Here is an 18396-nt window from a genome sequence, read left to right as displayed (position 1 = left end):
CACTGGGCGTCCGCCACGCCCACCGAGAACGCCCGGCGAGGGTGTGCACGGCGACCGAGACGACCGTGCCGTCCAGCAGCGCCACGAAGGCCCCCGCTGCCAGGATCATCCCGACGCGGACCGTGGCCCGATCGAGGGGTTCGGGGAGGTCTCCCGCACCTGGGTCGTCATCGTTCCTCCTCCGAGGGCCAGTTCTCCAGCAGGACGTGCAGGGCCTCGACGGCGCGTCCCCACGAGGACCGCACGTCGCGCGGATGCCCGAACCCGGCGTTCGCCTCGAGCAGGATGAAGCCGTGGAACGTGCTGCGCAGCAGCCGCACCGCGTCGGTCACGTCCGGCTCGTCCAGGCCGTAGCCGCGCAGCATCGCGTAGACGAGCTCGCCGCCCCGCGCGCTCGCGGGCGACTCGGCCAGCAGCTCCGGATCGACCTGGACCTGCGTCGCCGCGTAACGCCCGGGGTGCTCGCGCGCGTAGTCGCGGTAGGCGTTGGCGAACGCGACCAGCGCGTCCTTCCCGGCACGGCCCGCGACCGCATCGTTGAGACGTTCGGACTGCTCGGCCGCGGCCAGCAACGCAACCCGGCCGCGCAGCTCCGTCACGTTCTTGACGTGCGAATACAGGCTGGCGTCCTTCACCCCGAAACCGCGCGCGAGCGCCGTCATGGTGACGTTGTCGATCCCGATCTCATCGGCCATCTCCGCCGCCGCCCGCACCACGCGCTCGACCGTCAGCCCCGCCCGCGCCATGGACGCCACCTCCGAACCTCGACAGACTAAGAATTTGCCTAGACTATCTAGGAAAGCTAGCGTCGGCGACCATGAAGACGCTGACCGAACCCGAGATCCGCGCCTCGTTCGTGAACTGCTCCAAGGGCGAGGCCAAGCGCCTGCCCCTCCCCCGCGACCTCGCGGAACGCCCCTGGGACGACCTGGACTTCCTGGGCTGGCGCGACCCCGGCGCCCCCGACCGCTGCTACATCGTGGCCGACCACGAAGGCCGCCTGACCGGCGTCACCCTGCGCCTGTCGAACCAGGCGCGCGGCCTCACCCAGCGCACCATGTGCTCACTGTGCCTGACGACGCACTCCGGCAACGGCGTCGCCCTGATGACGGCCCGCCGCACAGGCCAGGCAGGCCGCCAGGGAAACTCGGTGGGCGCCTACCTGTGCACAGACCTGGCGTGCTCGCTCTACACCCGCGACAAAAAGGCCCCAGAACCAGGAGGCCGCCTAGAAGAAACCCTGACCCCAGGTGAAAAAGTAGCCCGCGCCCAAACAAACCTGGCCAATTTCCTAAAAAAGATCACAACCTAACATTGACCTCACCCAAGAGAGCCCCCCTTCAGGGCCCTCTCCCACCAAGGTCAACTCCGATCAGCCGCCCAATGCCGCCTCAAGCTCACTGACTTCCCTGGGGGTGCGGCGCAGCGCCTCCTCGACAGAGACGATCAACGCGCGCACGGCGGACCGGAGACGCCGCCGCTGATCGATGAGTTCACGCTCGAAGGCGACGGCCGCACCCCCACTGCCACTGACCCAGACATGCCGACTGGCCATCCGACGAACCGGCCTGTCAAGCGCCCGCTCGATCACGTCGGCATCCCGCCGCAACCTGCGCAGAAGCTCCTCAAGCTCCCGATACTTCGGATTGGGCACCTTTCCGGGAGCCATAACCACATCCTCAAGAGCAGTAGCGAGACGAAGCGATCAGAGGCATTCTAAGGTCGACCACCCACTCGGCACTCCAACGAGTAAATACTCTTTTCCGGAGGAGCAGAATGTCCAGAAATAGCGAAAGGCGAGCAAAAAGTGCATTTGCCTTTCTTTTTGCCTTGACCGCCTCCTCTTGCCAACAAGCAGCTTCTCGTGAACCAACGGTCACCGAGGCGGAACAGAAGCTGAAATATCACATTGACAATCTGGCCGGCATGGGAGTTGGGAATATCCGCCACCTCAAAGTGACCGATCCAGGCAACAGAGATATCAAATGCACTAAGGGTCGCGTAAAGCGAACCTATGGCATTACTGGAGACAAGAACGATCCAAAGAAGGACGATCCAAGCCTGACTGCGGTTGATCTGACGAATTCACTATATGGCCGCCTTATTACCCAAGTTGCCAAGTACAAACTTACCCACTTTGAAGGGGGTAAGCCGGAGAAGACAATGCACAATCCCGAAACGCGCACCAATATAACCATTATAGTCACCACCGAGAGGAAGGTGACTATTCAGGGCTATACTGACTGCCTGCGTCCAGCATGATCAGTTTTTTCTACCCCCCTTACCTTTTTCCTGCTCTCGCTCCAAGAGCGATGCATAATCTGCTGCCTGAGCCCACATCCCCCTGAAATTTCCAGTGGCATTAACTGCGATCTGCCCAAAGGCTGCCTCGTCGTCACCGCCGCGGCCGTTGGCGTTGAGCCAGGAGATGTAGTTGTCCAGTAGTTTGGGGTCGCCGGTGATCTCCTTGTACGGGAGCAGGTGGCCTGTGGCGTTGTTGTAGAACAGGTGGCCCGGGTGCGGGTGTTCGGCTTCCCAGGGGGTGACCTCCATCGGGTAGCCGCGCCTGATCAGGCGTTGCACCATCGCGTGTTGGAGGCCCAGGGACGTCTGGAGTTCCCTGTCCTCCAGGCGTTTGAGGCGGGTGTTCTCGTCGGCGTTGTCCTTGAGGCGGTCGAGTTCGGAGCCGGAGACCTTGGTGAGCATGCCCCAGACCATCTCGTCGGCCATCGGCGCCATCGGAACGAAGATGGTGCCGAGGTCGAAGCCCACATCGGCCAGCTGACGCAACTGCTCGCGGCGTAGGGCGTCCTGCTCGTCCAGCTCGCCCTGCACTGTTTTCTGGGCTTGGGACTGGAGGCCCGCGACGTAGCCGAGCGCTTGCATCACCCGTTCCAGGCCCGGGGTGTCGTGGTGGATCGCGCCGTTCTTCTTGGCCGTTTCGATGCGGATGCCCTCGGCTCCCAGGCGTCGGGTGAGTGCCCCCATGCCCTGTTCGAACGGCCGCATGTGCTCGGGCGAGTCGGCGAACGTCTTCAGGAACTCGTAGGTGTCCTCCGGGCTGAGGCTGAACAGGGGCTTCAGGCCGGGCGTGTAGGACTTCACCTTGCCGAAGGCGGTGTCCTGGTGGCGGTCGTCGATGTTGGCGCCTTCGGTGATTTCGGTGACGTAGGACGCCGCTATGCGGGACATCGGCAGGCGCATCGGTTCGGGGATCGCGTCGGCGGCCTCGGGGATCGTCGTCATCACCGTGAACGCGAACCGCGCCGCCGCCTGGCTGTGCCGCCCGTCCTTCTCGTCGTCGGCCCCGCTGCCCGCCGCCAACGCCCTGCCCAGTTGTTCGGCCGTCTGTGAGTCGAACGCGGCCAGGCGCGTGTAAGCCGTCAGGACGCCGGCGAGGTCAGGGGTGCGTTTCTCGGGGGCGGGGAGCCGGTCGACGAGGGCCGTCGGGTTCACCGGAAGGCTCGGGTGGGCGTCGGCCACCCCCTGGAACGCCAGCCGCGACGCCACCGGGTTGTTGCCCAACGCCTGGAGCATCCCGCGCACCGTCTGCCAGTCCGTCGTGTTCAGGTCGGCGGCGCGCATGTCCGGGTTCGCGGTGTACTGCCGGTACAGCGGGTCCAGTGCGTGCTGCCGGGTGAGGGCGGCAAGCCACCTCGGCGGGTATGTGCCGTGGGAGGCCAACGCCGCCACGCCCTGCCGTTCGGCGGTGGGCAGGTCGCGGGCGAACATCGCGTCCGCCACCGCGCCGAACCCCGGAACGCCCCTCCCTCCCGACACCGCGCCGGCGAACGCCTCCCCCACCTCCCGTAGCTGGCGGTCGACGTGGGCGAGCCGGGCGTGCTCCTCGACGAGTCCCGGCAGCCGCCGCGTCCCCTCTCCGCCGAGCCTCGCGAAGAACGCGGCGGTGTAGTCGGGATCGAAGCGATGCAGTCCCAGTTCGTTGAGGATCTCGTGGTGGACGCCGTCCTCCGGGTGAAGTCCCTGGAGACGCGCGGCCAGCGCGTTCCCTTGGCGGCGGGCCTCGGCGGGGGTGAGGACCAGCGATTCGTCGATGGGCGCGAGGCCGGGTTCGGAGTTGTCGTCCAGGGCGATGGCCAGGTCGCGGCGGCGGGTCAGCATGGGCAGCTGCGCGTCGAGCCAGCCGCAGACCCGGTCGATCTCGGTGAGGGGGGCGGTGTCCACGCCGAGAGCGGCCAGCCTGGCGCGGTAAGGCGCGACCGTTCCGGTGATGTCGGCCCGGCCGCGCCGCATCTCCTCGATCATCTCGCCCATCAGGGCCGGGTCGATACCGCTGAATCCAGCGGGGAACGGCGCACTCACCCGCCACAGATAACCCACGCCGTCAACTCAGCGTCAATAAGACGTGACACACCGCAACGACATCGAGACCGCTCGATCCATGCCTTGTCCGATGGGTCCGCGAGGTACCGGTACGGACCGGAGGCGTACTTGCCCAGGAACGTTGGCCGGGACGCCATGGCGCAAGATCCGGCACGTGGCTTCGGCCAGGCCGTGATCGCCGTTGGTGCGGGCGCGGTCCGCCGGGCCGGTGACCAGCGGGTCCCGGTGACCGCGACCGTCCAACGACTGGGATGCGCGACAGGCCCGCAGGGGCTCGGCGGCCATAGGGTGCAGGGTCTGTTTCACAGTTGGCCTCGGCCACGCACGCGAGCGCGCTCCCTGACTCGCGGGTCCGAAGCCGCAGGCGAGGGCCCGCGGGTCAGATCGCGAAGCGATGTCGCGCTCGCCAAGCCCTGGTGAGGCGCGAGCCCTCAGGGCGAGCGCCGTAGGCCAGGGCTTTTGGGACGGTCTAGTTCGTCCGGGTGTTGGGGAGGTGGTCGCCTACGTAGCCGATCCAGACCTTGCCTGTGGTTCCGGCCGAGTCGTCGTGGAAGTGGATGCGGGGAGCCGGGCTTCCCACGCGGCGGAGTTTGATGTGGGCGGGCATGTACTGGCGGCCCTTCGGGTTCACCGAGGTGGGGACCGGGAAGACGCGGGGGCGGGCCAGTTTGTCGCGGGTCGTGACGGTGGTGGACTCGCGCAGCGACACCACCGTGGTCGGGATGACGCGGCGGCCTCCGGTGTCGTCGCGGCACCAGTCGTAGAAGCCGCCGTGGAACGCGCCGGAGGAGCGGGCGGCGGCGAAGTCGTTCAGCGCCTGGAACGCGTCCCACGCCTTGGCCGCCCACCGCGCGCACTGGCCGGGGTAGCCGAGGTCGAGGGCGGAGGCGGTGTCGAACGTGTCGCCGATCTCGATGAACGGCAGCGTCTCCCGCGCGTGGTAGAGGGCGTCGACCAGGTGGGTGGGTTCGAAGAGCCCGGCGGGGTTGGGGAAGTCCTGGCGGGTCTCGGCGAGGCGGGCCTCCAGGCGGCGGACGCGTTCGGTGAGGTGGCGGGCCTCGCGGGCGGCCTCCTCCAGTTCGAGTTCGAGGACGCCGTTGGCCTCGCGGAGGCGTTCGAGCTGGTCCTCCAGGCGGTCGGACTCGGTCTCGGCCTGGCGGTTGATGCTGTGGGCCTCGTCCAGGGCCTTGCTCAGGCTGCCGATGTGGGTGTTCATCGTGCGCATCTGGCGGAGCAGCTCGTCGCGGGCGGCGGGGCGGTCGCGGGCGGCGGCCAGCTCCAGCGCGGCCATGATCTCGTCGCGGAGGCGGTCGGCGACGGTGGACGCGACGGCGTCGGCGAGTGCGTCGGGGTCGAGCGCCGGGGCGGGCGGCCGCTCCGGCGGCTCGGCGGCGGGGCGGCCGTTCTCCGCGGGGCGGGCCGGGGTGGGGCGCGGGGCCGGGACCATCGCCAGCAGGGCCCGGCGCAGCCGTTCGCGGTCCTGTTCGGTGGGGACGGGGGCGGCGGTGACGCCGGCGAGGGCCTCGGGGGGTTCGAGTCCGGCGAGGATGCGGCCGACCATGCGGTGGGCCGCGCGGACGTCGTCGGGCAGGCGGCGCGGCGCGGTCTGGCCGAGGACGTGGCCCGCGACGATGTCGAGCGCGCGGGCGCCGCGCCGGCGGAGGGTCGCGCCGCCCATCACGCGGTGGCGGCTGGGGTAGCTCTCGTGCTCCAGGCTCAGGCCGGGCAGGTAGGTGCGCACGCCGCCGCCGTAGACGGCCAGGTCGTCGCCCACCTCGGCGTTGAAGCGGTCCTGGGCGGCCAGGTCGGCGAACCACACGACGGCGGCGGCCCCGGCGACCGCGCGGGCGAGTCCCTCGGCGCGGGCGCGGGCCGCGCCCGGTTCCTGCGGGGTGGCCGCGACGGCGACCAGCGGGACGCTGCGGCGGCGTTCGGTGAGGTCGGGCAGGAAGTAGCCGACGGTGTCCTCGTCGAGTTCGGTGGCGGTGTGCGGCAGGTGGACGCCGCCGTCGGTGATCCGGCTGGTGCGCAGGTAGTCGGGCAGGAACGCGGGCGCGAACGCCTCGGCCGCGCCGTTGTGCCGCTCGACGGTCACCACGGCCCAGCCGCCCGGGCCCGCGCCGGTCTCGCCGTAGGTGACGCGGGTGCGCAGCGCGCCGTCGTCGAACTGGAGGCGGCCGCAGCCGGGGCGGACCCGCACCGTGACGGCGCCGCCGTCGTGGGTCTCCTCGACGTCGGGGCCGCCGGGGAGCGGCGGCAGGCCGCGCGCGGCCAGTGCGGCGGTGAACGCGCGGCGCAGCCGTTCCCCCTGGCCGGGGCCGGGATCACGCAGGATGGACTGGTACGGCCTGTTGATGGCGACTTCCCCGGGGGAATCCTTCGAGCGGCGTTTCCGGCATCCTAGGGCCGGGGCGCGGGCGGGGCCGGGGAAGCGGTGAGCCGTCCGTTACCGGCCATCACCGCTCGATGTCGTCGGGCCCCCAGAACGCCTCCATCCGGGCGATCCTCCCCTGCCCGTCGAAGGTCATCGCGTCGATCACGCGGATCCGCAGGCCGGTGACCTCGACGGTGAACGCCATCGCCGCGCGGTCGCCGTGCGAGCCGCGGATCGGGGCGTCGAGGGTGAGCCTGCTCCCGGCGGAGACGGCGTTGGCGTAGAACTCGTCAATGGCCTCCCGCCCCTTGATCGCGGGGGTGCCGACCGGGTCCTCGATGACGGCGTCGTCGGCGAACAGGGTGGCCACCGCGGCGGCGTCGCCCGCGTTGAAGCCGTCGACGTAGCTCTGCAGCACCCGTTTCATGTGCTCCTGGGACGGCACGTTCCACCTGCCCTTCCACGCGACCGGTCGCGTCACCCTACCAAGCGCATGGTCGGCTGCACGAGGGTGAGAATGGGGGCATGGCGATCTCCTCGTTCATGGTCCCGCTGGGGTCCTCCGCTCCGGGTTTCACGCTGCCGTCGCTGGACGGAACGCTGGTCTCGATGGACGACCTGGCCGGAACGCCCGCGCTGCTGGTGGCGTTCCTGTCCAACCACTGTCCCTACGTGCGCCGCGTCGAACGCGCGCTCGGCGTCGTGACCGCCGAGTACCGCCAGCGCGGCCTGTCCACCGTCGCGATCTGCAGCAACGACGTGGAGCGCTATCCCGACGACGACGTCCCCCACCTGAGGGAGCAGGCCGAACGCTCCGGGTTCGAGTTCCCCTACCTGGTGGACGCCTCGCAGGAGGTCGCGCACGCCTACAAGGCGGCCTGCACCCCGGACCTGTTCCTCTACGACGCCGAGCGGCGGCTGGCCTACCGGGGCGAGTTCGACCGGGCGCGGCCGGGCAACGAGGCACCCTCCGACGGCTCGTCGCTGCGCGCGGCGCTGGACCTGGTGCTGGCGGGCGAGAAGGTGCCCGAGCCGCACACCCCGAGCCTCGGGTGCGGCATCAAGTGGAAGCCGGGCAACGAGCCGGGCTGAGGGTCATCCGACGCGGGGGCGCGGCAGGCTCGGGCCGCGTCCGGCTCCCGAGCGCGCGGCGAGCCGTCCCCCGGCGGGCGCGGCGCCGGACGCGCGGGCGCGCTCGGCGGCGTCGGCGAGGGCGGCCAGGAGGTCGGCGGGGCCGCCCGCGACGCTCTCGTAGTGCCAGTCGCGGACGATGGCCTCGCCCTCGGGTCCGGGGTCGAACCCGTCGACGGTGAAGCATCCGGCCACGGCGAGCCGCGCGACGGCCGGGTCCCCGTCGTCGAGGGCGGCCAGGTAGGCGGCCGCGTCGAGCAGGCCGATCGCGGCGCGGGCGTTGCGGCCCTCGTCGCGCGGCTCGGCACGGTCGATCCGCCACTGCGCGACGGGACGTAGGTATTCCGCGATCATCCAGGTCTTGGGCACGCCGCGTCCTCTCAGAAACCCACCGGGGAGTCCGTCACCCATCGTGAGCATCCGGCGGCGGGCGCGCGAGCGGCTTGACCCACTCCTTACCGTTGCCGGACCGCTTCCCGCAGCGGCGGACATACCTTCGCTTTTCCCCGTTCACCAGGAGAAATAACATCCTCGGCGGGAACGGCCCGCCCGGCTCCCCCAGCCGGTCGCGCCCCTGTCACCGATCAGGATCAGGTCGCGGACGGTGACGGCCAGGTGCCTTCATCCCCTTCCAGGACCCGGCGAGGGAACGTCGCGTCCAGCCCGGCGCCCCGTTTCCGGGCCGGAGCGCGTGCTTTAATCTACCAAACAGTTGTTAGAACAAAGTGGGGTGCGCGCCGCGCGCGGCGGTCCGCCGGGCCGCCGGCCCCCTGGCCCGACGCGACCCCCGACCGATGAAGGCGGCCGCCGATGGATCTTGATTTCTCCCCCGGGCACGACGCGTTCCGCGCCGAGGTGCGCGACTGGCTGCGGGCGCACGTTCCGCCCGAGCCGCTGCCGTCGCTGGAGACCGAGGAGGGCTTCGCCGCGCACCGCGAGTGGGAGCGCGCCCTCGGCGCGGCCCGTCTGTCGGTCGTGTCCTGGCCCGCCGGGTACGGCGGCCGGGACGCCTCCCCCCTCGAATGGCTGATCTTCGAGGAGGAGTACTACGCGGCGGGCGCCCCCGGCCGGGTCAGCCAGAACGGCATCAACCTGCTCGCCCCCACCCTCTTCGAGCACGGCACCCCCGAACAGCTCGCCCGGATCCTGCCGCCGATGGCGTCCGGGGAGGTCATCTGGGCGCAGGCGTGGTCGGAGCCGGGCGCCGGCAGCGACCTGGCGGCGCTGCGGGCGACGGCGACCCGCGTGGACGGCGGCTGGCGGCTGAACGGGCAGAAGACGTGGAGCTCGCGGGCGGCGTTCGCCGACCGGGGCTTCGGGCTGTTCCGCTCCGACCCCGGGTCCCGGCGGCACCGGGGGCTGACGTACCTGATGTTCCCGCTGGACGCCGACGGCGTGACGGTCCGCCCGATCGGGCGGCTGGACGGCAGGCCGGCGTTCGCGGAGCTGTTCCTGGACGACGTGTTCGTGCCCGACGCCGACGTGATCGGCGCGCCGGACGACGGCTGGCGGGTGGCGATGAGCACCGCCGGGAACGAACGCGGGCTGACGCTGCGCTCCCCCGGCCGGTACACCGCGGCCGCGGGCCGCCTCCTCGACCTGTGGCGCGAGCGGGCCGACCCGTCCGACACCGCGCTGCGCGACCGCGTGGCCGACGCGTGGATCAGGGCCCGCGCCTACCGGCTCAAGGGCTTCGAGACGGTCTCCCGTACCGACGACGTCGGCGCGGAGTCGAGCGTGAACAAGGTGTTCTGGTCGGAGTTCGACATCGCCCTGCACGAGACGGCCCTGGACCTGCTCGGCGCGGACGGCGAGCTGGAGTCCGAGTGGCTGGAGGGCTATGTGTTCTCCCTGGCCGGGCCGATCTACGCGGGCACCAACGAGATCCAGCGCAACGTGATCGCCGAGCGCGTGCTCGGCCTGCCGAGGGGGTCGCGGTGAAGTTCGTCCTGGACGGCGAGCACCTGCTGTTCGCCGAGAGCCTGCACAAGCTGCTGGACCGGTCCGACACGCCCACCGCGATCCGCGCCTGGTCGGCGGGGGACCACGGGCCGGGCCGCCGCGTCTGGCGTTCCCTGGCGGAAGCGGGGGTGTTCGCCCTCGCCGTCCCCGAGGAGCACGACGGCGCGGGCGTCCTCCCCGTCGAGCTGGTGACGGCCGCGCACGAGCTGGGCCGCCACGCGGTGCCGGGCCCGGTGGCGGAGACCGTCGCGGCGGCGGCCCTGCTGGCGTCGGTGGGCGGGGACGCGGCGGCCACCTGGCTCCCCCGCATGGCCGCGGGCGAGGCCATGGCCACGGTCGCGCGCCCGTACGCGCTGGACGCCGACGCGGCCGACCTGGTCCTGACCGTGGAGAACGGCGGACTCCACCGGGCCGAGCCCGCCGGAGAGGCCCGCCCCTCCCTGGACCCGGCCCGCCGCCTGTTCCGGGTGACCGCCACGCGTCCCCTGGGAAGGGCCACCGAAAGCGCCCTCGACCTGGGCGCCCTGGCCTGCGCCGCCCAGCAGATGGGCGTGGGCCGCCGCCTCCTGGAGGTGTCGGTGGACTACGCGAAGACCCGCCACCAGTTCGGCCGCCCGATCGGCGAGTTCCAGGCGGTCAAGCACCACCTGGCCAACGCTCTGGTGGAACTGGAGTTCGCCCGCCCCCTGGTCCACGCCGCCGCCCTTTCCTACGGCACCGACGACTTCCCCCGCGACGTGTCGGCCGCGAAGGCGGCGGCCTCCGAAGCGTCCTACACGGCGGCGAGAGTCGCCCTCCAGGTCCACGGCGCGATCGCCTACACGGCCGAATACGACCCCAGCCTGTGGATCCGGAAAGCCAGGGCCCTGTACACGGCCTGGGGTTCCCCGTCAGACCACAAAGCCCGCCTGATGGCCCTGCTGCAACCCAAAGCCGGTCAGGCGTCGGGAGAGGCGTAGACCCGGGTTCCGGAGGTGTAGGTCATGGCCACCCGGGTTTCGGATATCGCCTCGGGCGGGTTCTCGTAGGGGTCGCGGTCCAGGACGACCAGGTCGGCCTTGTTGCCGGGGGCCAGGGTCCCGGTGTCGTCCAGGTGATTCACGTAGGCGCTTCCCGCCGTGTAGGCCGCCAGGGCCGTCGTCAGGTCCAGGGCCTGGTCGGGGAGGAACGGCTTCTCGTCCGCTCCCGGGGCCACGCGGTTCACCGCCACGTGGATTCCCTCCAGGGGATCGGGGCTGCTCACCGGCCAGTCGCTTCCGGCGGCCAGGACCGCGCCGGAACGCAGCAGGTCGCCGAACGGGTACTGCCACGCGGCGCGTTCGGGGCCCAGGAACGGGATCGTCAGCTCGTCCATCTGCGGCTCGTGGGCGGCCCACAGCGGCTGGATGTTGGCGGTCGCCCCCAGCGCGCGGAAGCGGGGGACGTCGTCGGGGTGCACCACCTGGAGGTGGGCCAGGTGGGGGCGGGTGTCGCGCCGGCCGTTGGCGGCGCGGGCGGCCTGCACGGCGTTCAGCGCCTCGCGGACGGCGCGGTCGCCCAGCGCGTGGAAGTGGACCTGGAAGTCGAGCGCGTCCAGGGCCGTGACGTAGCCCTTGAGCGCCTCGGGGTCGACGAAGCTGATGCCGCTGTTGGCGGTGGCGCAGCCGCAGGCGTCCAGGTAGGGGCTGGTCATGGCGGCGGTGAAGTTCTCCGCCACGCCGTCCTGCATGATCTTGACGGTGGAGCAGCGGAGGCGGCCGGTGGTGAGGCGTTCGCGGCGGTCCAGGAGGTCGTCGATCTGTTCGGCGCCCCGGCCGCGGGCCCACCAGAGCGCGCCGATGACGGTGGCGGTGAGCAGGCCGTCGCGGGCGGCGGTCAGGTAGGCGCCGGAGGGGTCGGGGTAGCCGTCGGTCCCGGCGAGCATCGCGTCCTGCCAGGCCGTGATGCCCAGGCTGTGCAGCAGGTCCTGGGCGCGCAGCAGGCCCGCCAGCCTCTCCTCGGCGGTGGTGGGGGGAAGGTGCGCGGCGACCAGCGCCATCGCCCCCTCCTGGAGGGCGCCGCCGGGAACGCCGTCGGCGTCGCGTTCGATGCGGCCGTCGTCGGGGTCGGGGGTCGCGGCGGTGATCCCGGCGATCTCCAGGGCGCGGGTGTTGGCCCACGCGCCGTGGTGGTCGCGGTTGACCAGGTAGACCGGGCGGTCCGGGACGATCTCGTCGAGCAGGGCGCGGGTGGGGACGCCGCCGTCGAAGCTCTCCATGGACCAGCCGCCCCCGACGATCCACTCCCGGTCGGGGTGGGCGGCGGCGTGGGCGGCGACGCGGCGCAGGTACTCGCGGGGGTCGGTGGTGCCGGTCAGGTCGCACTGGCCGAGCTCCACCCCGCCCATGACGGCGTGGATGTGGGCGTCCTGGAAGCCGGGCAGCAGCAGGCGTCCGCGCAGGTCCACCACCTCGGTGCGCGGGCCGCGCAGGTCGTGGACCTCCCGGTGGCCCACCGCGACGATCCTCCCGTCGCGGACCGCAAGGGCGCTGGCCCAGGTCCGGGCCGCGTCCATGGTGAGGATCGGGCCGCCCGTGAACAGCAGGTCGGCGTCGGTCATGCGGAGACTTCCTTTCGTCGTGGGAACACTCTGCCGCGCGGGCGGTCGAAGTAGGGAGAGCGGCGGCGCCATCTGGCCACCGCGCCGACCAGCAGGCCCAGGACCAGGACCGCGCCGGGGCAGACCAGGTTGAACCAGCCGTTGGCGGCGCTGACCGCGAAACCGTCGCTCATCGTCGCGTAGTGGTGGACCAGGTAGCCGCCCAGGGTGAGCAGCGCCAGCCCGGACGCGGCGGGCGCGACCACCGCGCGCAGGGCGGGGCCCGGTCCGGCGCGCACCTGGTCGCGGAACCGCACGGCGCAGGTGAGGGCGGTCAGGCCGTAGTAGAGGGCGACCAGCATGCCGATCGCGTTGACCAGGGCGAGGATGGCCTCGTTGAGCTTGGGGATCGCCAGGGTCAGCAGGGCGATGGCGGCGGCGACCAGGGAGACCAGGACGGTGCCGGCGGCCGGGGTGCCGTAGCGGACGCTGACCTTCGACCAGACCGGGCCGAGGGTGCGGTCGCGGCTCATGGCCAGGGCGATGCGGGCGGTGGGGATCACCCCGGCCTGGAGGGAGGCCAGCACCGAGAACAGCAGCGCGACCAGCGGGAGGGTGGCCAGGGGCTCGCCGGCCAGTTGGGCGGAGTAGTGGGCCAGGCCCTGGGCCCCGTTGGCGGCCATCTCCTCGGCGGGCATGACCCGCTGGAACGCGAACGCCCCCAGCAGGAACAGCCCGAGCACGGTCCACAGCGCGATGAGGCCGCCGCGCGCCGCGTCGCCGGGGCCGCGCGTCTCCTCGGTGACGCTGAAGGCGGCGTCCCATCCCCAGTAGCAGAACACCGCCAGCACCAGCCCCTGGGCCAGCCCCGACAGCGAGCCCACGGCGAACGGGTTCAGCCACTCCCACGAGAACGGCTGGTCCCCGACCGCCAGGCCCCAGCCGCAGAACAGCAGCAGCACCACGTACTCGAAGACCAGCAGCCCGGCCTGGAAGCGGGCGGCCTTGGTGATGCCGGTGACCGCCGTCCAGGTCACCGCCGCCAGCACCGCCAGGCCGATCGCCGTGCTCTGCCCGGTGGAGTTGGGGTCGAGGTCCCAGCCGAACAGGGACGTCACGCCCAGCTTCCCGGCGGTCTGCATCAGCACCGAGCCGGTGAGGGAGGTGGTGTAGGCGAGGAAGATGACCGAGCCGGCCAGCGGGATCCAGCCCGCCAGCAGGCCGGGCCACGGGCCCAGGGTGCGGCCGACCCACGCGTAGCCGTTGCCGCAGTTGGGTTCGGAGCGGTTGAGGCGGGCGTAGGCCCCGGCGATGCCGAGGATCGGCAGGAACGCCAGCACCAGCAGCACGGGCGTCTGCCGCCCGACGTAGGCGGCCAGCAGGCCGAGGCCGACGCCGATGGTGGTGGTCGCGGCGGTGTTGGAGGCGGCGATGACGACGCCGTCGACGACGCCCAGCGAACGGCGCAGCTCGGCGGGCGGGGGTCCGGTGGTGGGCTCTTCCATGGGGCGGCGGCTCCGTGAACGAGGGGGCGGGACACGGCGAGGGGGTGAGCGGTATGGAACAGTGGCCCGCTTCACACGTCAATGGTGTTGTCATAAGCTCGCGGTGCCCGGCGACCGAAGGATCCCCTCATGTCCCAGCCTCCGCGCGAGCCCGCACGGGTGATCGGCACCCGGCGGCGGCGCCGCCCCACCAAGTCCGGAACGGTGCTGTCCCACGAGCTGATCGTGGCGACGGCGATCCGGCTGCTCGGTCAGCACGGGACCGAGGCGCTCAGCGTGCGGCGGCTCGGCGCCGCGCTGGGCGCCGATCCGTCGTCGCTGTACCGGTACTTCCGCAACGCCGACGACCTGGTGCTGGCCGTCGCCGACGAGCTGATCCGCCGCAGCCTGGCCGACTTCGAGCCGTCGGCGGACTGGCGCGCCAGCCTGCGCGACATCGGCCACCGCATCCACGCGACCTACCTGGCCCACCCGCAGGCGGCGGCGCTGTCGGCGTCGCGGGTGACCCGGCGTCCCAACGAGGTCCGCGCCGTGGAGACCGGGCTGGGCGTCCTGCTGTCGGCGGGGTTCCCGCCGCGGGAGGCGGCGCGGCACTACCACAGCTTCATCGACCTGAGCCTGGGTTACGCGGTGCTGGACGCCGCCGCGTTCGCGCTCCCGCACCCGTCCGCCGAGGCCGACCAGCGGGCCTGGCACGCCACCTACGCCAGGCTGCCCGCCGACCGGTACCCGAACATCACGGCGTGCGCGGACGCGCTGGCCGAGACGATGACCCGCAGCGCCTACCCCGCCGCCCTCGAACTCCTGCTGGACGGGATCGCCGCGCGGCTCCCCCGCTGAAACGGCGCCGCGGGAGCACGGCGGAGTCCTCCGGGAGACGCACGCGGTGTGCCGGGGGCGGGCCGCGCGTGAAGGCGTTCGCGGCGGTCAGCGGCGGGAGGCCAGCTCGTCCAGGTCGGCCAGGAGCCGGTCGGCGAGGTCGCGTTCGGCGGCGTAGTGGCGGGCGGCCCAGCGGGCGACCAGCTCGGGGTAGCTCCAGCCGGGGACCCGCGCGGCGGTGCCGCGGGAGTGCTCGGCCTCCTTCAGCAGCCGGTCGCAGTCGTCGCGGTGCCGGACGACGACCGCGCGGAGGCGGTCGGGGTCGGTGAGGTGGCCGAGCCACACCCGCAGCATCGGGCCGTGCTTGAGGACGGGCGGTTCGACCGGCGACTCCCCGACCCACGCGGCCAGCGCCGCCCGGCCGGTGCCGGTGATGCCGTAGACGCGGCGGGAGCGGCCGTCCTCGGCGGTCAGCTCGCGGGAGGCGGCGTACCCGACCTTCTCCAGGCGCTTCAGCTCGGAGTAGATCTGGCTCATCGCGGGGCTCCAGTAGAAGAACCGCAGGATGTGGTCGGACCACTGCCGCACCTCGTAGCCGGTCAGCTCCTCGCCGAACGACAGGATCCCCAGCACGGCCCAGGCGGTCGCGGGGAGGCGGACGTCCCGCGCGTCGGCGTCGGCGGCGTCGGGTTCGGGCTCGGGAACGGGACGCGGCGGGGTCGGCATGGCTCCAGCGTAACGATCGGCCCGGCGCGGGACGGCCCCAAAAAACCTAGCAAGTGCTTGATCGGACGGACGAGATGTTCCAAATTGGAATACACAGCAGGCCGACCCGACCGAGGTAACCCGGATGAAGTTCTCGATGATCTTCGAGGCGCAGCTCGCCCACCCCACCCCCGAGCACGAGCGGCGGGTGCTGCACGACTGCGTGGAGCAGGCCGTGCTCGCCGAGGAGGCGGGCTTCGACCGGGTGTGGGCGGTGGAGCACCACAGCCTGCGCTGGTACGCGCACATGAGCGCGCCCGAGGTCTTCCTGTCCTACGTCGCCGCCCGGACCAGCCGCATCCGGCTCGGGCACGGGGTGGTGTGCCTGCCGTTCGGGTTCAACCACCCGGTGCGGGTCGCCGAACGCGCGGCGATGCTGGACGTGCTGAGCGGCGGGCGGCTCGACCTCGGCGCGGGGCGGGGCGCGACGCGGCAGGAGACCTCGCTGTGCGGGGTGGACCCGGACCGCACCCGCGCCGAGCTGGACGAGTCGCTGCGGATCATCGCCGCGGCCTGGCGTGCCGACGAGCTGGAGTGGCACGGCGAGCTGCTGGACATCCCGCCGCACCCGATCCTGCCCCGGCCCGTCCAGGAGCCGCACCCGCCGCTGTTCCTGGCGTGCTCCCGGCGCGACACCCTCGTGCTCGCCGCCGAGTACGGGGTGGGCGCGCTGGTGCTGGGCTTCTCCGGGCCCGAGCAGGTCGCCGGGCTGCGCCGCGCCTACTCGGCCGCGATCGCGGCCCGCACCGGCGGGCGGCGGGTGTCCACGGTCGTCAACGACCACTTCGCCGCCCTGTGCCCGACGATCGTGCTGGACGACCGGCGGGAGGCGGTGCGGATCGGGGCGCGCGGGCAGCGGTTCTTCGCGCAGTCGATCGCGCACTGGTACGGGAGCGCGCCGCCGCCGGACGAGGCCGTGCACCCCGGCGCCGACGAGGTCGCCGCCCTCCGCCAGGCCGCCGAGCAGCAGGTCGCCCACCTGCACGAGGCCAGGATCCCGGTGGGCCCGCACACCACCGCCACGTTCGGCGGCGAGCACGCCTACGGCACCGCCGACGACGCGATCGCCTACGTCGGGCGCCTGGCCGAGGCCGGGGTCGACGAGGTCATGTGCCTGATCCAGATGGGGACGGTCCCGCAGGACGCCTGCCTGGAGACGATCAGGCGGTGGGGTGACAAGGTCATCCCGCACTTCAGGGGAGACGAGAGGTAGGGGACGGCGATGTCCGGGCTTCGGGACAAGGTAGTGATCGTCACCGGCGGGGCCCGGGGGCTGGGCGCGGCGACCGCCGCGCACCTGGCGCGCGGGGGCGCGAGGGTCGTGGTCACCGACCTGCTCGCCGAGGAGGGCCGCGCGACCGCCGCCGAGGTCGGCGGGGTCTTCGTCGAGCACGACGTGACCGACCCGGCGGCCTGGCGGCGCGTGGTGGACACCGCCGTGGAGACCCGCGGCCGCCTGGACGGCCTGGTCAACAACGCCGGCATCGCCTCCAGCCAGGCCATCGAGCACGAGCCGCTGGAGCACTTCGAGAAGGTCCTGAGGGTCAACCTGACCGGGGTGTGGCTCGGCGTCAGGGCGGTGATCCCGGCGATGCGCGCGGCGGGCGGCGGCTCCATCGTCAACATCTCGTCGGCGGCCGGGCTGACCGCGCTGCCGCTGACCTCGGGCTACGGCGCGTCCAAGTGGGGCGTGCGCGGCCTCACCAAGGTCGCGGCGGTGGAGCTGGGCCGCGACCGGATCCGGGTCAACTCGGTCCACCCCGGCATGACCTACACGCCGATGACCGCCGCGCACGGCGCGCGGGTCGGCGAGGGCGGCTTCCCGTCGGCCGCGCTCGGCCGGGTCGGCGTCCCCGGGGAGGTCGGCGCGGTGGTCGCGTTCCTGATCTCCGACGCCGCCTCCTACATGACCGGCTCGGAGGTCGCCGTGGACGGCGGCTGGACGGCGGGCCAGGTCATGATGGCACAGCAGATCCCGCACTGATCCGGCCGGAGGCCCCGATGCCCCTCGACCCCCTGGCAGCAGAGATCGCCGCCGCCATGAGCGCGGCGTTCCCGGACCTCGGCGGCGCCGTGACCGACGCGGCGGAGGCCCGGCGCGTCCTGGCGGCGGCGCGCGCCCCCGAGCCCGACCCGGTCCCCGTGGGGCGGGTCGAGGACCGGATGACCGACGGCGGCCTCCCGGTGCGGGTCTACCGGCCGGAGGGGGCGGGCGGGCCGCGTCCGGTGGTGGTGTTCTTCCACGGCGGCGGGTTCGTGCTGTGCGGGCTGGACACCCACGACCGGCTGTGCCGGGTGCTGGCGCGCGGCGCGGACGCGGTCGTGGTGTCGGTGGACTACCGGCTGGCGCCCGAGCACCGGTTCCCGGCGGCCGTGGACGACGCGTTCGCGGCCGTCCGGTGGGCCGCCGCGCACGCCGCCGCGTTCGGCGGCGACCCGGCGCGGCTGGCGGTGGCCGGGGACAGCGCGGGCGGCTGCCTGGCGGCCGTGACCGCGCTGCGCGCCCGCGACGAGGGCGGGCCGGACCTGGCGTTCCAGCTACTGGTCTACCCGGTGACCGACGCGGCGCGGGACACCCCCACCTACACCGAGTACGCGACCGGTGGTTTCCTGACCTCGGCGCACATGCGGTGGTACTGGGAGCAGTACCTGGCCGACCCGGCCGACGGCGACCATCCGCACGCCTCCCCGCTGCGCGCCGCCGACCTGTCGGGGCTGCCCCCGGCGTTCGTGCTGACCGCCGAGGTGGACCCGCTGCGCGACGAGGGCGAGGCGTACGCGGCGCGGCTGGCGCGGGCGGGCGTGAGGGTCGGGTCGCGGCGGATGGCGGGCGCGTTCCACGGGTTCGTCTCGCTGGACCATGTCCTGCCGGTGGCGGCGGAGGCCCAGCGGGCGGTCGTGGCGGCGCTGCGCGAGGGCCTCGCCGCCCGCTGAGGCGG

The 18396-nt window shown here is 72.5% G+C and carries 18 protein-coding genes; 9 read left to right on the top strand and 9 right to left on the bottom strand.

Features of this window, described 5'->3' with window-relative positions:
- Window positions 1-167: 167 nt before the first annotated feature.
- Window positions 168-746 (bottom strand): TetR/AcrR family transcriptional regulator, encoded by a 579-nt coding sequence (locus HNR61_RS16690; protein WP_182844087.1) that lies wholly within the window; start codon window positions 744-746, stop codon window positions 168-170.
- A gap of 71 nt (window positions 747-817) precedes the next feature.
- Here HNR61_RS16690 and HNR61_RS16685 point away from each other — a divergent pair, with 71 nt between their 5' ends.
- A complete protein-coding gene (locus HNR61_RS16685) occupies window positions 818-1312 on the top strand; it encodes an FBP domain-containing protein (RefSeq protein WP_182844086.1) in 495 nt (164 codons plus the stop codon).
- A 60-nt stretch (window positions 1313-1372) separates the two neighbouring features.
- On the opposite strand, the gene HNR61_RS16680 is transcribed toward HNR61_RS16685, so the two are convergent.
- Complete coding sequence (locus tag HNR61_RS16680; protein WP_182844085.1) at window positions 1373-1669, bottom strand: hypothetical protein; 297 nt, start codon at window positions 1667-1669, stop codon at window positions 1373-1375.
- A 107-nt stretch (window positions 1670-1776) separates the two neighbouring features.
- On the opposite strand from HNR61_RS16680, the gene HNR61_RS16675 reads away from it, so the two are divergent.
- Entirely contained in the window at window positions 1777-2262 is a 486-nt protein-coding gene (locus HNR61_RS16675) for a hypothetical protein (RefSeq protein WP_182844084.1), read from the top strand.
- On the opposite strand, the gene HNR61_RS16670 is transcribed toward HNR61_RS16675, so the two are convergent.
- The 3 genes from HNR61_RS16670 to HNR61_RS16660 form a co-directional block, all read right to left on the bottom strand.
- The gene (locus HNR61_RS16670) at window positions 2263-4323 is read right to left on the bottom strand and encodes a DUF6571 family protein (protein WP_182844083.1); all 2061 of its coding nucleotides are present in this window, start codon (window positions 4321-4323) and stop codon (window positions 2263-2265) included.
- 490 nt (window positions 4324-4813) lie between these two features.
- Window positions 4814-6544, bottom strand: a complete 1731-nt coding sequence (locus HNR61_RS16665; RefSeq protein ID WP_182844082.1) for a hypothetical protein — start codon at window positions 6542-6544, stop codon at window positions 4814-4816.
- Between the two features lie 256 nt (window positions 6545-6800).
- The gene (locus tag HNR61_RS16660; protein WP_220509446.1) at window positions 6801-7199 is read right to left on the bottom strand and encodes a nuclear transport factor 2 family protein; all 399 of its coding nucleotides are present in this window, start codon (window positions 7197-7199) and stop codon (window positions 6801-6803) included.
- A gap of 44 nt (window positions 7200-7243) precedes the next feature.
- On the opposite strand from HNR61_RS16660, the gene HNR61_RS16655 reads away from it, so the two are divergent.
- Window positions 7244-7810, top strand: a complete 567-nt coding sequence (locus HNR61_RS16655; protein ID WP_182844081.1) for a thioredoxin family protein — start codon at window positions 7244-7246, stop codon at window positions 7808-7810.
- Window positions 7811-7813: 3 nt separating this feature from the next.
- Here HNR61_RS16655 and HNR61_RS16650 read toward each other — a convergent pair whose 3' ends face one another.
- On the bottom strand, window positions 7814-8218 hold the full coding sequence (locus HNR61_RS16650; RefSeq protein ID WP_182844080.1) for a hypothetical protein: 405 nt from the start codon (window positions 8216-8218) through the stop codon (window positions 7814-7816).
- 441 nt (window positions 8219-8659) lie between these two features.
- Here HNR61_RS16650 and HNR61_RS16645 point away from each other — a divergent pair, with 441 nt between their 5' ends.
- Window positions 8660-9790, top strand: a complete 1131-nt coding sequence (locus tag HNR61_RS16645) for an acyl-CoA dehydrogenase family protein (RefSeq protein ID WP_182844079.1) — start codon at window positions 8660-8662, stop codon at window positions 9788-9790.
- A complete protein-coding gene (locus HNR61_RS49190) occupies window positions 9787-10770 on the top strand; it encodes an acyl-CoA dehydrogenase family protein (protein WP_182844078.1) in 984 nt (327 codons plus the stop codon). Before HNR61_RS16645 ends, HNR61_RS49190 begins: the two co-directional genes overlap by 4 nt.
- Here HNR61_RS49190 and HNR61_RS16635 read toward each other — a convergent pair.
- Together HNR61_RS16635 and HNR61_RS16630 are read right to left on the bottom strand one after the other, a co-directional pair.
- A complete protein-coding gene (locus HNR61_RS16635) occupies window positions 10749-12389 on the bottom strand; it encodes an amidohydrolase (protein ID WP_182844077.1) in 1641 nt (546 codons plus the stop codon). The genes HNR61_RS49190 and HNR61_RS16635 overlap by 22 nt on opposite strands.
- Entirely contained in the window at window positions 12386-13873 is a 1488-nt protein-coding gene (locus tag HNR61_RS16630; protein WP_182844076.1) for an APC family permease, read from the bottom strand. Before HNR61_RS16630 ends, HNR61_RS16635 begins: the two co-directional genes overlap by 4 nt.
- Before the next feature lie 129 nt (window positions 13874-14002).
- Here HNR61_RS16630 and HNR61_RS16625 point away from each other — a divergent pair, with 129 nt between their 5' ends.
- The gene (locus HNR61_RS16625) at window positions 14003-14713 is read left to right on the top strand and encodes a TetR/AcrR family transcriptional regulator (protein WP_182844075.1); all 711 of its coding nucleotides are present in this window, start codon (window positions 14003-14005) and stop codon (window positions 14711-14713) included.
- Between the two features lie 87 nt (window positions 14714-14800).
- Here the strand turns inward: HNR61_RS16625 and HNR61_RS16620 are convergent, their stop codons facing one another.
- Window positions 14801-15418: a PadR family transcriptional regulator gene (locus HNR61_RS16620; RefSeq protein WP_182844074.1), complete on the bottom strand. Its 618-nt coding sequence runs from the start codon at window positions 15416-15418 to the stop codon at window positions 14801-14803.
- 124 nt (window positions 15419-15542) lie between these two features.
- Here HNR61_RS16620 and HNR61_RS16615 point away from each other — a divergent pair, with 124 nt between their 5' ends.
- Genes HNR61_RS16615 through lipP1 form a run of 3 tightly spaced genes read left to right on the top strand, consistent with a single transcriptional unit; the run spans window position 15543 to window position 18391 of the window.
- On the top strand, window positions 15543-16670 hold the full coding sequence (locus HNR61_RS16615; protein ID WP_182844073.1) for an LLM class flavin-dependent oxidoreductase: 1128 nt from the start codon (window positions 15543-15545) through the stop codon (window positions 16668-16670).
- A 9-nt stretch (window positions 16671-16679) separates the two neighbouring features.
- On the top strand, window positions 16680-17441 hold the full coding sequence (locus tag HNR61_RS16610) for a glucose 1-dehydrogenase (RefSeq protein WP_182844072.1): 762 nt from the start codon (window positions 16680-16682) through the stop codon (window positions 17439-17441).
- Window positions 17442-17458: 17 nt separating this feature from the next.
- Window positions 17459-18391, top strand: a complete 933-nt coding sequence (gene lipP1 / locus HNR61_RS16605) for a LipP1 family hormone-sensitive lipase (RefSeq protein WP_182844071.1) — start codon at window positions 17459-17461, stop codon at window positions 18389-18391.
- Window positions 18392-18396: the final 5 nt, after the last annotated feature.

Origin of the sequence: Actinomadura kijaniata, from assembly GCF_014138665.1 — a bacterium.
Classification (GTDB): Bacteria; Actinomycetota; Actinomycetes; order Streptosporangiales; family Streptosporangiaceae; genus Spirillospora; species Spirillospora kijaniata.
The sequence above is the reverse complement of the archived record's forward strand: the minus strand, read 5'-3'. Positions and strand labels throughout refer to the sequence as shown.